At 70.0% G+C, this 15,335-nt stretch carries 11 protein-coding genes; 5 read left to right on the forward strand and 6 right to left on the reverse strand.

The window, feature by feature from the left end:
- Window positions 1-85 precede the first annotated feature (85 nt).
- Entirely contained in the window at window positions 86-577 is a 492-nt protein-coding gene (locus AB0M62_RS27200) for a cupin domain-containing protein (RefSeq protein WP_366076929.1), read from the forward strand.
- Window positions 578-650: 73 nt separating this feature from the next.
- Here AB0M62_RS27200 and AB0M62_RS27205 read toward each other — a convergent pair whose 3' ends face one another.
- The 6 genes from AB0M62_RS27205 to AB0M62_RS27230 all read right to left on the reverse strand — a co-directional run bounded on the left by AB0M62_RS27205 (window position 651) and on the right by AB0M62_RS27230 (window position 9,970).
- Window positions 651-3,785 carry a Tn3 family transposase gene (locus AB0M62_RS27205; protein ID WP_366076930.1) on the reverse strand — a complete coding sequence of 1,045 codons (3,135 nt, stop codon included), beginning with the start codon at window positions 3,783-3,785 and terminating at the stop codon, window positions 651-653.
- Window positions 3,786-4,523: 738 nt separating this feature from the next.
- On the reverse strand, window positions 4,524-5,438 hold the full coding sequence (locus AB0M62_RS27210; RefSeq protein WP_366076931.1) for a Gfo/Idh/MocA family oxidoreductase: 915 nt from the start codon (window positions 5,436-5,438) through the stop codon (window positions 4,524-4,526).
- Window positions 5,439-5,489: 51 nt separating this feature from the next.
- The gene (locus tag AB0M62_RS27215) at window positions 5,490-6,686 is read right to left on the reverse strand and encodes an ROK family transcriptional regulator (protein ID WP_366076932.1); all 1,197 of its coding nucleotides are present in this window, start codon (window positions 6,684-6,686) and stop codon (window positions 5,490-5,492) included.
- 15 nt (window positions 6,687-6,701) lie between these two features.
- Entirely contained in the window at window positions 6,702-7,568 is an 867-nt protein-coding gene (locus tag AB0M62_RS27220) for a carbohydrate ABC transporter permease (protein ID WP_366076964.1), read from the reverse strand.
- A gap of 2 nt (window positions 7,569-7,570) precedes the next feature.
- On the reverse strand, window positions 7,571-8,542 hold the full coding sequence (locus AB0M62_RS27225; protein ID WP_366076934.1) for a sugar ABC transporter permease: 972 nt from the start codon (window positions 8,540-8,542) through the stop codon (window positions 7,571-7,573).
- A gap of 24 nt (window positions 8,543-8,566) precedes the next feature.
- Window positions 8,567-9,970, reverse strand: a complete 1,404-nt coding sequence (locus tag AB0M62_RS27230; protein WP_366076935.1) for an extracellular solute-binding protein — start codon at window positions 9,968-9,970, stop codon at window positions 8,567-8,569.
- Window positions 9,971-10,093: 123 nt separating this feature from the next.
- Between AB0M62_RS27230 and AB0M62_RS27235 the strand changes: the two genes are divergently transcribed.
- Genes AB0M62_RS27235 through AB0M62_RS27250 form a run of 4 tightly spaced genes read left to right on the forward strand, consistent with a single transcriptional unit; the run spans window position 10,094 to window position 15,244 of the window.
- Window positions 10,094-11,140: a zinc-binding alcohol dehydrogenase gene (locus tag AB0M62_RS27235; RefSeq protein ID WP_366076936.1), complete on the forward strand. Its 1,047-nt coding sequence runs from the start codon at window positions 10,094-10,096 to the stop codon at window positions 11,138-11,140.
- Between the two features lie 11 nt (window positions 11,141-11,151).
- Window positions 11,152-11,952, forward strand: coding sequence for a sugar phosphate isomerase/epimerase family protein (locus tag AB0M62_RS27240; RefSeq protein WP_366076965.1), 801 nt, complete (start codon window positions 11,152-11,154; stop codon window positions 11,950-11,952).
- Window positions 11,949-13,304: a trehalase family glycosidase gene (locus AB0M62_RS27245; RefSeq protein WP_366076937.1), complete on the forward strand. Its 1,356-nt coding sequence runs from the start codon at window positions 11,949-11,951 to the stop codon at window positions 13,302-13,304. Before AB0M62_RS27240 ends, AB0M62_RS27245 begins: the two co-directional genes overlap by 4 nt.
- The gene (locus AB0M62_RS27250) at window positions 13,301-15,244 is read left to right on the forward strand and encodes a glycogen debranching N-terminal domain-containing protein (protein ID WP_366076939.1); all 1,944 of its coding nucleotides are present in this window, start codon (window positions 13,301-13,303) and stop codon (window positions 15,242-15,244) included. The genes AB0M62_RS27245 and AB0M62_RS27250 overlap by 4 nt, the downstream gene beginning before the upstream one ends.
- Window positions 15,245-15,335 lie beyond the last annotated feature (91 nt).

The raw sequence follows: 15,335 nt of genomic DNA on the forward strand, positions 1-15,335 counted from the left end.
CTGTGAAACCTACCCAGACCAGTCAGTCCACCAGTCCTTCAAAGGGCTGGCCTGGAACCACCTACTCACGAATTAGGAAGTCGCCATGTCCTACCCAGAGCCCCGCTACCTCGGCGAAAGGGGCCAGGTCAGCGCACTGTTCCGACCTGCACCCCCGCAGCCCGACACCGGCTCGGGCGGCACCAACATCAGCTACGTGGCCCAGCAGGAGAACACCAATGGCGAATTCGGCCTGTACAAGATCGACATGGAGCCGACGGCCATGGGCGCCACGGAACACTTCCACCGTACGATCTCCGAGTCCTTCTACGTCCTGTCCGGCGAGCTCCGGCTCTACAACGGCGAACGCTGGGTCACAGGAGGCGAGGGGGACTTCCTCTACGTACCGCCCGGCGGGCTCCACGCCTTCCAGAACGACAGCGACGACCAGGTGTCGTTTCTGTTGCTCTTCACACCGGGAGCTTCCAGGGAGGAGTACTTCGAGAAGCTGGAGGAGTACTCACAGCGCAGCCGCGAAGAGTTGAAAGCCTTCCGGATCAGGCACGACCAGTACAACACCGACATGCTCGACGACTAGGCTGCACTGAGTGCTGCGGTCCCTGCGTCACACGCCCGGGACTGCCCGAAAGCGGCCCGGCCGGTGCGGCCCGTCAGTCCCCGTCATCGGTGTCTTCAGGTGCGTCCGGGTCCCGGAAGGGACGCAAGCCCTGGCCGGGGCCGCTGGCCTTGATGTTGAACAGGTAGCGGCCCAGGAAGTTAATGTGCCGGTCCTTGAGCGGGGAGAGCCGTGCGACGTCCTCGTCCTTAATGTCGTGGCCGTCGGCGCGGAGCTGGACGACGGCGGCGTCCAGGTAGCGGGTGTTCCACAGCACCACGGCGTTGAGGACCAGGCCGAGGGCTGCGAGCTGGTCCTCCTGGCCCTCTCGGTACGCCTGGCGGATGTGGCCCCGGCCGCCGTGGCAGATCGCGCGGGCGAGCCGGTGGCGGGACTCCTGCACGGTGAGCTGCCGGTTCATCAGCCGCCGGTAGGTGTCGTCGACCGGGTCGACCACCGCGAGCAGGTGCATGGTCTTGTCGATCCGTCCGTACTCGGCGAACGCGGCGCCCAGCGGGGTGGGGTGGCCCTCGCGGCCGAACATCCGCAACAGGTCGTAGGCCCGGACCTGGTTCGTGATGAGCGACCCCGCGACGCGGAGCATGTCCGGCCAGTGCGTTTCGATCCGCCCCAGGTTCACCTTGTTGCAGGCCACGGCCTCCAGCGGCCCGTACCCGGCAGCCGGGCCCTCACCGTCGGGCAGGTCGGCCCGCCAGAACCGCTGGTCGGCCAGGTCACGGAAGCGCGGGGCGAAGCGGAAGCCGAGCATCTTGTACAGGCCGAAGGCCATGTCCGAGTACGAGGCGTTGTCGGTCGCGACCATCTCCGGCTTCACCCCGCCGTCCAGGTTCAGCAGCGTGTCCAGCGTGTAGAGGCTGTCGCGCGGGGTGCCCCGTACGACCATCGCGCCGATCCCCGCGACCTGATCATTGACTGCATTTAGCCAAGTTAGACCCCTTTTGTAGCCAAAATATTTTGGTGAGGGGCTGGTGTTGATGCTCTTGACGGGGACGACGAACCGCAGGCCGTCGACGGAGGCGAGCAGCCCGCCGCCCCACATCTGAGCAAGCTCGATCCGGGACTGGGCGGTGATGAGGGCGGCGTTCGCCGCGGCGATGGTGTCGGCACGCAGGTAGTTCTGGTCGACGTGGGACAGCCGCGAGCGGGTCAGCGCCTTGTTCTCCGGGGCGATGACCGGGGTCAGGCCGATGTTGCAGCTCTCCGCCACCAGCAGCGCGACCAGGGAGACGAGCAGGCCCTCCATGCGGGTGCGCCGCTCGGAGACGTGGCCGAAGGCGTCGAGGAACGAAGTCCAGGAGTGGACCTCGAACAGCAGGTCCGGCAGGTCGATCCGGGGGAGCATCGCCTCCGTGGTGGCCTTCAGCCAGGTCAGCGACTCCGGCTCGCCCACCGCGCCGAGCTTGTCCACCGACAGGCGGGTGCGTCCGCCGCCCTCGGGGACGACGATCTCCACCTTCGCGTCGGCGCCGGCCTCCTCCAGGCGGTCGGCCATCTGCCGCCACGCCGCGTCCAGCCCCCGGGTGAGCTGGGCCAGGTGCTCCTCGGCGTCCTCGGTCAGGGACAGGCCCGCGAGCACGTCCTCGCGCATCGCCTCCCACCGCGGACCGTCCAGCAGCCTCGCGCGCGGGTCCGCCCACCGGTTCGACGGGGAGGCGAACACGTCGCGCCGGTTCAATGCGCGATGCAGCTGCTCCAGCACGCACACCACGTACGCATCCCGGTCGACCGCGCCCTGCGGCAGCTTGGCGTTGGAGAACACCGCCCGCTTCCACATCGCCGGTACCAGCTCGGCGTCGACCTCGCGGGGCAGCAGAGGCCGGTCCTTGACCCTCCGGCGCGAGAGCGCGGGCAGGCGGCGCACCGCCTTCAGGATGCGCCGACCGGCCGGGGCGGCGCCCAGCGCGTCCGACTCGCCCAGCAGCGAAAGGAACGGGCGCACGGTGTTGTAGCGCAGGGCCAGCTTCTCGCGCATCGCCGCCTCGGCCGACCCGTCGTCCTCCGGCACCAGGGCCTCGACGGTCGCGACCGCCCCGGCCACCGCCGTACGCGGCACTGCTTCCTCGACCGCCGCCCACAGCGCCGCGACGTCCAGGTCCGCCTCGTGCTCGGCGACCAGGTCCAGTTCCTCGGTGAGAATCTTCGACGCCTTCGCCAAAATGCGGGCCGCCTTCTCCAGCTGCGGCAGCATCGCGAGGCGATCCCGCTCCGATGCCCACCGGGCCGGGCTGATCAGCCGGTTCGCCATCAGCAACGCGAACAAGTCCAGGGCATCGTCGACCGCCTGCGCCTCCAACTGGCGCACCACCGCCGTCAACAGCGCGGTACGCCGCGGCTCCGGCGCCCGCTCGATCGTCTGCGCCTTGCTCAGCTGCCCGTACCGGGCCAGCGCGGACAGCCGATTCACCGGCACCCTCGACAGATTCACCCGCCCCAACGCGAACGCGGAGATCTCCTCCACCCGCTCCATGGCCCGCACCATCGCCGTGCCCGTCGTCTTCACCGGCGGCGTACGCAGCCGCTCCAACTCCGAGACCCGCTTGCCCTCCGGCACCACCAGCAACTCCGCCAGCGCCGGCGCGAGCGCGCGATCAGCCCGGTGCGTCGCCCGCGTCACCGCCTCGTACAGGCGCCGCTCGGCCGCCGTACGCGCCTCCGAAACCTGTCGGGCCAGCACCGAGACGCCCGGCAGCAGTACCCGGTTCTTCCGCAGCCACGTCACCGCGTGGTTGAAGAGGGCCACCGGCCCCTCGGCGTGCGTCCACGCCCGCCCGTACAGAAAGCCGCGGAACTCCCGACCCCATCTCGGATCGGTGAAGTCGCGGTACCTGAACCGATCCTGGATCTCCTCCGCGTGCTCGTACGGCGTTCTGCGGCGCTCCGGATACCGCTTCACGCACGAGACGTCCTCGATGCCGAGCTGCCCGGCCAGGTACTCCACGACCTCCCACGGCACCGCCAGCGGATCATCAGCCAGGAACCGACCGATGTAGCGGACCGTGCAGATCTGCACCGCCATCCCGAGCCGATGCGTGTCCGTACGCCTCAGCGCGATCAGATCGCGGTCGTCATCGTCGAGGAAGAAGAACCGCTCCAGCTCCGGACGCGTGGGCACCGCGGTGAACGTCCCGTACGCCTCGGCCTGCTCATCAGTCAGAAACTCCACCGGCACGGCCAGGACCGTAGTCACCTGAGATGCCCGCCCGGCGGGTATCTCCGATCCCCAGCAGTGCCACCGGACGGTGTGCTAGCCGACCAAGATCAATCTCAGCGGCACTTTCTGTACCTCAACTACTCACACCCGAATACTTCGCCGGCGCGGCCGCCACCGACCTGTTGCACTCGGCCGGCCTGATCGGCGCTGCCGCGCTCGCCTCCGCGGCCGTGGCCGTCCTCGTCGCTGCGCGGATCCTCACCCGACGACGACGCCGGCGCCGCACCGTGCCGGCCACTTCCACGGTGGTGGCATCCGGCGGACCCCCGCGGGGCTTCGAGCCGGAATCGATACCCACACGTTCACGTACTCACAGGAGAAGCAGGGCATGAGATTCAAGGGCGCGGAAGTCGCGGTGGTACCGAAGAATGCAGCAGCATTCGCGCGCCGGCCCAGGAGCACACCAGCGCTCCGATCAGCCCCCCAGCGCGCTGCCTGCCGGGCAACGGCGACGGTGACCCACGGCCGGCGTCGCTGATGGTGCCTCGGCCCGTGCGGTCCCGTTGCGTGCTGGTGCCGGCGATGTGGGTCATCCGGGCTTCCTCGCGCGGTATTTCGTTCTCGGCGGTCTGAAGGTGGCGGGTCCGGTGCGGTGCGGCCGGCTGGAGCGATCGTGCCGTCCCGGCTGCCCTCGCATCCCTTCGGCGTCGCCGGCCGGTCCTGCTCCGGCGCATGCCGCGGCGGCGCGGGCGGGGTTCAGCCGGTGGCCATGGTCAGCAGTTCCTGGAGACGCAGGCCGCGCTGTGCGTCGATGCCGTTGCTCTGCCCCGAGCGGACGGCTTCGGCGAATTCCCGCCGCAGTACGGGCCAGCACTCTTCGTGGTCCAGTTCCGCGGTGTCGTAGACGAGTTCCTCGCCCGGTCCGAACAGCTCGATGCGAGTACGGGCACGGGCGAGATCCACCGCACCGGACAGTGAGGCCTGGCTGATTGCGCCGTTGGTGTGCTCGCAGGTCAACTCGATCCAGCGGCGGGGATCTCCCGCGGCGCGCAGGGTGGCGATGGGTCCGACCGCCGTGTCCAGCAGGTCGATCAGGTGGGGGCCGAGGTCGAGGAGTGCTCCTTGCTCCAGTCGCCAGGGTGTGGCGAAGTCGCCGCCGAGGAAGGCGCCGTGAAGGTAGCAGGAGCGTGCGCCGACCACGGTGGCCTGCTGCGCGCGGCGGAGGAACTCTCGTGTCGCCGGGTGGTAGCGCTTGGTCAGGACGAGCTGGGTGAGGACGTTGTGCTCGGCGACCGCGTCGGCGACTCTGCGGGCCGAGGTCAGGTCCGGGCCGAGTGGCTTCTCCAGCAGCATCGGCTTTCCTGCTTTCGCCGCGTGTACGGCCAGCTCGGCCTGAACCGCGGGCGGCACGGCGAAGGCGACGGCCTCGCAGAGGTCGAGCAGTTCTTCGAACGACCTTGCCACCCGGGCCCGGTAGGGGGCCGCCACCTCCATGGCCGCTTCGGTCCGGCGCGCCCATACCGCGGTGAGTTCGGTCTCGGGACCGGTGGCCAGCATGCGGGCGTGCATCGCTCTCGCCCAGGGCCCGGCGCCCACCAGCCCGACACGCACCGGCCGGGAGTCGGGGTCATGGACCGCGTGCGGGGGGTGGATGGGGGCATCATGCGTCACTGCGTGCTCCGGGACAGAAGAGGGCGGGGCGGGACAGGTGGGAGGGACAGGTCAGGCGGCGCCGGCGGCGGCCAGTCTGGCGTCGGCGATCTCCGGCGCGTAGAGGTACTCCACGACCATGGCGGCCGCGCCGGCCAGGGCCGCCCGGTCGCCGAGTTGGGAGGTCGCCACCGTGAGGTGGGCGGTGGTGCGGGGCATGGCGCGCTGGTAGAGCAGCTCACGGACACCGGTGACGAACGGGGTGCAGGCCAGGTCGCCGGCGATCACGAGGACCCCCGGGTTGAGCAACGTCACCACGGTGACCAGGACTTCGCCGACGCGCTGCCCCGCCTCGCGGGTGAGCCTGACCGCGTCGGGCAGGCCGGCGGCGAGGTGCTCGCGGACCTCGGTGGCCGAGGCGGTGGGGATCCCGGCGGCCGACAGCTGCTGCGCGATCGCGCGGCCGCTGGCGACCGCGGCGAGACAGCCGTAGGAGCCGCACATGCACAGGGCGTCGGTCCGGTCGTGCAGGCGGATGTGGCCGATGTCGCCGGCGCCGCCGTCGATGCCCCGGTACGGCTCGCCGTCCACGACGACGCCGGCGCCGATGCCGGTGGACACCTTCACGAGGACGAACGCCGAACAGTGGGGGTAGTGGTGGCGCTGTTCGCCATAGGCCATCAGGTTGGCGTCGTTGTCGAGGAGGACGTGCGGCGGCGCCGGGTCGGGACCCACGTGCCGGGTCCAGGCCGACTGCATCGCGGACTGGACCGGACAGCCGTCCCAGCCGGGCATGATGGGCGGCTGAACGATCTGGCCGGTCTCCCAGTCCACCGGCCCCGGCACCGACAGTCCTATGCCGCACACCTTCGAGGGGTCCGCTCCCGCGGCGTCCAGGAGAGCGGGGAACCACGAGGCGACCGCGTCGAGCACCTTGTCGGGGCCGTCGGCGATGAGCAGCGGCTGGGCGTGCTCGGCCAGGACCGTACCGGAGAGGTCGGTGACGGCGGCCCGTGCGTGGGTGGTCTCCAGGTCGACCGCCAGCACCACCGCGTGGCGGGCGTCGAACTCCAGCCGCACGGAGGGACGTCCGCCGGTGGAGGTGCCGACGGTGTTGCTCAGCCATCCGGCGTGGAACAGCTGGTCGAGACGGTGGCCGACGGTGGAGCGCGAGAGCCCGGTGGCGGCCTGGAGCTCACTGCGGGTGGTGGCCTGCCCGCTGCGGATCAGTTTCAGCAGATGGCCTGCGCTCGCCTGGTTCGTCGGCATGGCGTGTTGGTGCTCCTAGCTCTTGTCGGCGCCGCTGGTGAGGCCCTCGGTCAGCAGGCGTTCTGCGGCGAAGAACAGCAGTACCACGGGGATGGTCAGGACCACCGAGCCTGCCATGAGGACAGTCTTGGGCACCTCGATGCCGTTGGCGAGCTGCTGCAGACCGAGAGAGACGGTCCAGGCGTCGGGGTCTGCGGCGAGGAAGAGGAGCGCGAAGAGGAACTCGTTCCACGCGATCATGAAGACGTACAGCCCGGTGGCCATGAGGGAGGGAAGTGCGAGGGGCAGGATGACTTTGCGCATCGCCTGGAGCCGGGTGCAGCCGTCGAGGGCGGCTGCTTCCTCGATGCTGTAGGGGATGGTGACGAAGTAGTTCTTCATCATGTAGATGGACACGGGCACGGTCTGTGCGATGTAGACGATGGCCAGGCCGACGAGGTTTCCCGACAGGCCGATCTTGGCGAACATGACGAACAGCGGGACGGCGAGCAGGGTCGCGGGGAAGAGGTACACCGCCAGAAACAGGGCGCCGACCTGACGCCCGCCGAAGAACTTCAGCCGGCTGATGGCGTAGGCGCCGGGGACCGCGGCGAGCAGTGTCAGCACGACCGTGCCGAGGGCGACGGCCGCGGAGTTCAGGAGCATCCCGAGGAAGCCCTGGCCGCCTTCGGAGGCCGGTTTGAGGACGCTGCGGTAGGTGTCGAGGGTGAAGTCCTTGGCGGACACCCACAGCGATCCCGGATCGAGCAGCAGGGCGTCGATCGGCTTCACCGACAGCAGCAGCATGTAGTAGAAGGGCGCGATGGTGATGACGGCCAGGAAGGCGATCGTGATCCATCGCAGCACTGCGAAGAGGCGGTCCTCGAACTGGGTGCGGGTCATCATCACGCCTCCTCCTGAACCTTCTTGGCGAAGAACTTGAAGTAGATGCCGAGCAGCACGGTCAGGACCGCGGCCAGCACCAGAGCCTGGGCGGCGGCCGCGCCGATGTCGTACCGGGCGGTGAGGAAGTCGTACACCCGGACGGCCACGACCTCGGTGCCGGAGCCGCCGCCGGTGAGCAGATAGACGTCGTCGAACTTGTTGAACGTCATGATGAAGCGCAGCACGCACAACAGCGCGATGACAGGCATGAGCTGGGGAAGCAGGATGTGGCGGAAGCGCTGGGTGAGGGTGGCTCCGTCGACCCGGGCGGCTTCCTCCAGTCCGTCCGGCACCGCCTGCAGCCGTGCGAGCAGGAAGAGGAAGGCGAAGGGGAAGTACCGCCATATCTCGAAGACGATGACGGTCAGCAGGGCCAGCGGTACGCCGAAGTGCACGCCCAGCAGGTCGACTTCGTAGGAGCGGGTGGAGAGGAACGCGATGGGGTCGTCCCAGCCCAGGGCCTTGGCGCCCCATTCGTTGATGATGCCGTACTGCGGACTGAGGGCCACTTCCCACGCGAAGGCGACGGAGACGACGGGCGCCACGTACGGCAGGAGCATCGAGCCGCGCAGCAGACCGCGTCCGCGGAAGGGCCTGCGCAGGGCGAGGGCCGCTATCAGGCCGAGGGCCACCGATCCGGCGGTGGATCCGACGGTGTAGACGAGCGTGGTGCCCAGGCTGGACCAGAAGCCGGTGGAGGCGAAGACCTTGACGAAGTTGTCCGTCGACCAGTTGCCGAACAGGCCCATGCCCTGGATGTCGACCAGCCGGGCGTGCTGGAACGCCAGCAGGACGGTCCACAGGATCGGAATGATGACGACGATCAGCACCACCAGGAAGGTGGGGGAAACGAAGGCCAGTCCGGCGCGGTTCTCGCGTTGGCCGGTGGTGAGAGTGCGGCGCTTCTTCGCGCCGCCGGATGCAGTGCTCATGTGACTTCCTCGACGGGGCGGGCGCTACTGGAGGGACTTCTGCAGGGCGGTGACTTCTTCGTCCGCCTCACGTGCGGCCTGGCCGGGTGAGATCTGGCCGCTGGTCATGGCGCCGATCGCCTTCGGTACCGGGAGTTCGCCGTTGGTGGCACCGACCAGTGCGCCCTGGCCTTCGGTGATGCCCCAGCGCTTCATGTTGCTGACGCCGTCGGCGAGCTGGTCCAGCAGGGCGTTGGGGTAGACCTTGTTCATGGGCTTGCGGGTGTCCACGCCGGCTTCGCTGGCGCGCCAGGCGCGCTGGTAGCGCTGCGGGTCGTCGGCGGTTCCGGTACGGACGGGGATCTTGCCCTCGGGGGCCATGCCGAACCAGTCCTCGTAGCCGCCTTCCATCATGTACTCGATGAACTTCCTGGAGGCTGCGGTTTCGGCGGTCTTGGTCACCGCCCACGAGGTCACCTCGCCGAACTGGGCCGGCCCCGGACCCTCCGGTCCGGACAGCGCGGTGACGATGCCGCTGTTGCGGGCGAGGAACTCCTTATCGGCCTTGCACTCTGCGCAGCTGGGAAGCGCGTCGTTGCGGAGCCCGGCGAGTTCGTCGAGGAGGAAGGAGGACCACACGATCATCGACGACGTGCCGGAGAAGTAGGTGGCGCGGGTGGAGTCGACGGACTGGGTGCCCGCAGCGCCGTAGGTGCGGCCGAGCTTGTCGTACGTCGTGAAGGCCGTGCGGCACGCGGGCGAGTCGAGCTGGACGTCCCCGCTGTCGTCGACGAGACGGCAGCCGTTGGCGAGCGCGAGGTTCTCGAAGCTCTGCTGGGTGAAGACGTCGCCGGGGTCGGTGGCCACGGAGATGCCGTCGCGGCCCTTGCGGTCGAGGGCGGCCGCGGCTGTGAGGAGCTTGTCGTAGGTGTCGGGGACGGGCAGGCCCGCCTGCTGGAGCTGGTCCTTGCGGTACACCAGCAGCTGGAGCCATGCGTCGGAGGGGACGGCGAGCTGGGTTCCCGCGTCGGCGGTCAGCCGCAGGGCGTTGGCGTCGAAGGTCGCCCCGCCCAGACTGTCGACGATCTCCTTGCTGATGCGGGTGTTGAGCAGGCCGTTGCCGTACATCTGCCACACCTGGCCCATGGGGACGGCGCCGATGACGTCGGGCAGCCTGCCCGCCGCGGCCGCGGACATGATCAGCTGGGGGAGCTGGCCCTCGTCGACGCCGACGAGCTCGACCTCGATGCCCGTGTCCTTCTCGAAACGGTCGATGATCTTGTTGGTCGCCGCCATCCGCGGTGGAAGGTTCTCCTGTGACCAGACCGTGATCTTGTTGTCCGGTGCGGCAGGGCCCTCGCTGGTGGAGCAGCCGGTGAGCACGAGTGTGCCCGCCAGTGCCACCAGGGCCGCAGCGGGCGACTTCGACCGCCGGATCCACTTGCGCATCGCTTGTCCTCACAGTGCTTACGTTGGGTTGTGAGGCATCTCAGCATTACTTTTGCTTCTTGACAAGACATAAGTCTCGGATATCTTCGACCTAAGTCGTGAGAACAACCCTCGGAGCCCCACGTGGAACGCGTCGTCCAGTTCACCGGTCCTCGGCAGGTAGAAGTCGCCGAGCATGAAAGAGCGCCTCTGCCGCCCGGGCATCTGCGCGTACGCACCCGCTACTCCGGCATCTCCGCCGGCACGGAACTCACCGCCTACCGCGGCACCAACCCCTACCTGACCCGTACCTGGGACCCCGAGGCCCGGCTCTTCCGCGAGGGCGCCGCCGGCATCGAGTACCCCGTGGCCGGCTGGGGCTACTCCGAGGTCGGAGAGGTCACCGAGGTCTCACCCGAACTCGCCGGCACTGCGGGCCTGCCCGCGCCCGGCGACATGGTCTGGGGGATCTGGGGCCACCGCAGCGAGGGCATCGTCCCGGCCGAGCGCATGATCGGCCACGTCCTGCCCGCCGGCCTCGAACCCCTCGCCGGCGCCTTTGCCAGGGTCGGCGCCATCGCCTACAACGCCGTCCTCGCCTCCGACATCCACGTCGGAGAGGACGTCGCCGTCTTCGGCCAGGGCGTCATCGGCCTGCTCACCACGCGCCTCGCCCAGCTCAACGGCGCCCGGGTGACCGCCGTCGATGCCCTCGACAGCCGGCTGACGACCGCCCGCGCATACGGAGCCGCCACCACCCTCAATGCCCGTACCGACGCCGTGGCCGAACGCATCAGGGAAGCCACCGACGGCCGTGGAGCCGACGTCGCCATCGAAATCAGCGGCGTCTACCCCGCTTTGCACGAGGCCCTGCGCTCCGTCACCGTCGGCGGCCGCGTCGTCGCCTCCGGCTTCTACCAGGGCGACGGGGCGGGACTGCGGCTCGGCGACGAGTTCCACCACAACCGGGTGCAGCTGATCTGCTCGCAGATCGGGGGCGTACCGCCGCAGCTCGCGGGACGCTGGAGCGTCGAGCGGCTCCAGCAGACCTTCCTCGCTCTGATCGCCGACGGATTCGTCGACGTGAAGTCCCTCGTCAGTCATACCGTCCGCGCCGAAGAGGCGGCCGACGCCTACACGCTCCTGGACGAACGCCCCGCCGACGCCCTCCAGGTCGTCCTGGAATTCTGAAAGGCCCCATGATGCTCAAGACCGCCTGCCAGGAGCAACTCCTGCCCGGGGACACCCTCCAGGAGAAGTGGGACTTCGCCCAGCACGCCGGCTACGACGCCATCGAACTGCGCGCCAAGGGAGACCACCACTTCCAGCAACGGCTCCCCGAACTGCGCGCCGCCCTCAAGGACGGCGTGATCATGCCGACGGTCTGCGTCGACATGCTCCACTTCTTCGGCGCCTTCGACGCCGACCAGCGCCGCGACGCCATCGCCCAGATGAAGTCCCAGCTGTCCGTGATCGCCGAACTCGGCGGCCGCGGCGCCCAGACCCCCGCCTCCTACGGGATGTTCTCCCGCCGCCTCCCTCCGTTCGAGCCCCCGCGCGGCGAGGAGGAGGAGCGCGCCGTCCTGCTCGAAGGGCTGACCGACCTGGGCGAACACGCACGCAAGGAAGGGGTCCACCTCTACCTCGAGCCCCTCAACCGGTACGAGGACCACATGGTCAACCGGCTCGAGCAGGCCGTGGACCTCATCCGCACCGTCGGCCTCGACTCGGTGAAGATCGGCATCGACAGCTACCACATGAACATCGAGGAAGCCGACCCCGCGGCCGCCATCCTCGATGCCGCCCCGTACATCGGACACGCCCAGGTCAGCGACTCCAACCGCTTCCAGCCCGGCGCCGGCCACCTCGACTGGCCGGCCTGGCTCGCCGCCCTGCACACCATCGGCTACGACGGCTACCTCGCCGCCGAATGCCGCCTCACCGCAGACCCCGTCGCCGCCGTCCGCTCCATCCCCGGCTTCCTGCGCAGGTCGGGAGCATGACCAGGACCCTCACCGACCGCCCGGCCCACACCCAGGACCGGCTGCGGCAGGACGCCGCCCGGGTCCTGCTGACCAACTGGACCGGCACCGCGACCGTTCCCTCCCACACGCTCTACCCGCACCAGTGGAGCTGGGACTCCGCGTTCATCGCGATCGGCCTGCGCCATCTCTCCCCACGCCGCGCGCAGCGCGAACTGGAATCGCTCCTCGGCGCCCAGTGGGCCGACGGGCGCATCCCGCACATCGTCTTCAACCCCGGCGTGCCGCTCGACGCGTACTTCCCCAGCCCTGACTTCTGGCGGTCCAGCACCGCCGGCCGTGCGGCAGGCGCGCCCTCGAGCACCGAGACGTCCGGGATCGTCCAGCCGCCCGTCCACGCGCTGGCCGCCGCCCTCGTCCACGAGCGTGACCCCGAGACCTCCCGGCGCCGCGGCTTCCTGAGCCGGATCTATCCGCGCCTGGTCGCCTGGCACGACTACCTCCTGCGCGACCGCGACTTCACCGGCCACGGGCTGGCCTCCGTCGTCCACCCCTGGGAGCCGGGCATGGACAACAGCCCATGCTGGGACGGCCCCCTGCAGAGGATCACCCCCGCTCCGGCCGCGTCCTTCCGCCGCGTGGACCTCACCCACGGAGACGCCGCCGACCGGCCCACCGACCTGGACTACGGACGCTACGTACGCCTCGCCGCCGACTACCGTGACCACGGCTACCGCGACGCGCGCTCCCCGCACGCCTTCGCCGTCGAGGACCCCGGTTTCAACGCCCTCCTCATCGCCTCCGAACACGCCCTGGCCCGCATCGCCCAGGCACTGGGCCACGATCCGCGGCCGCACCACGACCGGGCCGAGGCGCTGACCGACTCGCTGGTGCGCCACCTCTGGCAGCCGCACGCCGGCATGTTCCTCTGCCGCGACGTGCGTGCCGACGCCGTCATCGAGGACAAGAGCGTCACGGGGCTGCTGCCGCTCGTCGTCCCGTCGCTGCCCCAGCACATCGCCGATACTCTGCTGCGCACGGCATCCGGCGACCACTTCGGACTCGGGTCGACCACCGTGCTCACGCCCAGCTACGACCTGCTGGGCAGCGCGTTCGACCCCGCCCGCTACTGGCGCGGCCCCGCCTGGTTCAACATCAACTGGATCCTCGAACGCGGACTGCGCCTCCACGGCGCCGACTCCCAGGCCGACGCGCTGAGGCGAGCCGTGCTCGAGGCGGCCGGAGCCTCACACTTCGCCGAGTACGTCGACCCGTACACCGGCGAGGGCCGGGGCGCGACAAGTTTCAGCTGGACCGCGGCCGTCACGATCGACCTCCTCGCCCGGTCCGGGGAACGGGAGGAGAGCCGATGAGCGGGCGTCAACTCCTGCTGCACGCAGGAACCTTCGCCGCCACCAGCACCGGCGGCGACATCACCGGCACCCGCGGAACCTCCCCGGACGGCCTGTTCACCAGGGACACCCGCCATCTCAGCGCCTGGACCCTCACGGTGGACGGACAGGCGCCCACCGTGCTGGTCCCCGCGCGGGAGGAGGGAGACAGCGCCGCGGTACTCACCGCCGCCGGCACCCGCGACGAGCCGTCCGCCTGGACCATGTTCCGCCGCCAGGCCCTCTTCCACGGCCGGCTCGTCGAACACATCCGTATCACAGCCAACACCGGCCACGACGCCGTCCTGACCGTCCGGCTGGACGCCGACGCCGACTTCGCCGACCAGTTCGAACTGCGCAGCGACCACCGGCGTTACGAGAAAGCAGGCGCACACCGCACCGTCGAAGCGCTGCCCGACGGCGTCGCGTTCCACTATCACCGCGACGACTGGCACGCGCGCACCACCGTCACGGCGGACCCGGCCCCGCGCGTCACCTCCGCCCCGGACCTCACCCGCACCACCCTGACCTGGAACGTGGAACTGCCCGCTCACGGCAGCGCCGACCTCACCCTGCGCGTCTCGGCCGAGCCGCACGGCGCCCCCGCCGCGCCGCCACCACCGGGCGGCCCCGCAGCGATCGCGGAACACACTCAAGGCCAGTACAGCGCGTTCGCCGACGTCCCCCTGCCGGTACCCGCCGGCCACGAGGCACTCGGCCGCGCCTGCCGCCAGGGACTCGCCGACCTCGCCGGACTGCGCATCCCCGCGTCCGGCCCGGACGGCGAGACGGTAGCCGTCCCGGCAGCCGGGGTCCCCTGGTTCCTCACCCTCTTCGGCCGGGACTCCCTGCTCACCTCGTACTTCGCCCTGCCGTACCGCCCCGAACTGGCCGAGGCCACCCTGCGGGCCCTCGCCGCCACCCAGGCCGCCACACATGAACCCGCGCGCGTCGCCGAGCCCGGCAAGATCGTCCACGAGATCCGGCACGGCGAACTCTCCCACTTCCGGCAAGTGCCCTACGGCCGCTACTACGGCTCCGTCGACAGCACGCCCCTCTTCCTCGTCCTCCTGCACGCCCACGCCGAGCAGACGGCCGACCACTCCCTCGCCCAGCACCTCCAACCCCAGGCGCGGGCAGCCGTCGCCTGGATGTTCCAGCACGGCGGTCTGGACGAGCACGGATACCTCACCTACCGGGCCGACGAACACGGACTGCTCAACCAGAACTGGAAGGACTCCGAAGGGGCCGTCTGCTTCGCCGACGGCACCCAGGCAACGGGCGACATCGCCGTCGCCGAAGCCCAGGGCTATGCCTACGACGCCCTGCGCCGCACCGCGGCCCTGGCCCGCGACGCATGGAACGACCCCGCATGGGCCGTCGACCTCGAGGCATCGGCGCAGAAACTGCGCGAGCGCTTCACCGCACAGTTCTGGATGCCCGGACGGGAGTTTCCCGCCCTCGCCCTGGACGGCGACAAGCGGCAGGTCGACGCCCTCGCCTCCGACGCGGGACACCTGCTGTGGTCCGGCATCCTCGACGCCGAGCAGGGCCGGGCCACCGGCCGACGCCTCCTGGAACGGGACTTCTTCTCCGGCTGGGGCATCAGGACACTCGCCTCAGGGCAGCGCCCCTACCACCCGCTCTCCTACCACCGCGGCAGCATCTGGCCCCACGACAACGCCGTCATCGCACTCGGCCTCGCCCGCTACGGCCTCCACCGCGAAACCGCCGCGCTCGCCCGGGCACTGGCCGATGCCGCCGCCCGGCACCACCACCGACTCCCCGAAGTCATCGCCGGCTACCCACGACTCCACAGCGAGGGACCCGTTCCCTACCCCCATTCCTGCTCCCCCCAGGCCTGGGCAGCCGCGACCCCCCTCGCGCTGCTCACCGCCCTGGGAGCAGCGGCGGAATCCTGACGTTCCGCCAGCCGGGTGGCTTCCGGTGCTCACCCCCGCACCGGAAGCCACCGCACACCAGGACCGGCTCGCGCCGGTCACACCGCCGCGT

The sequence above is a fragment of the Streptomyces sp. NPDC051219 genome (genome assembly GCF_040682335.1).
Taxonomy (GTDB): Bacteria; Actinomycetota; Actinomycetes; order Streptomycetales; family Streptomycetaceae; genus Streptomyces.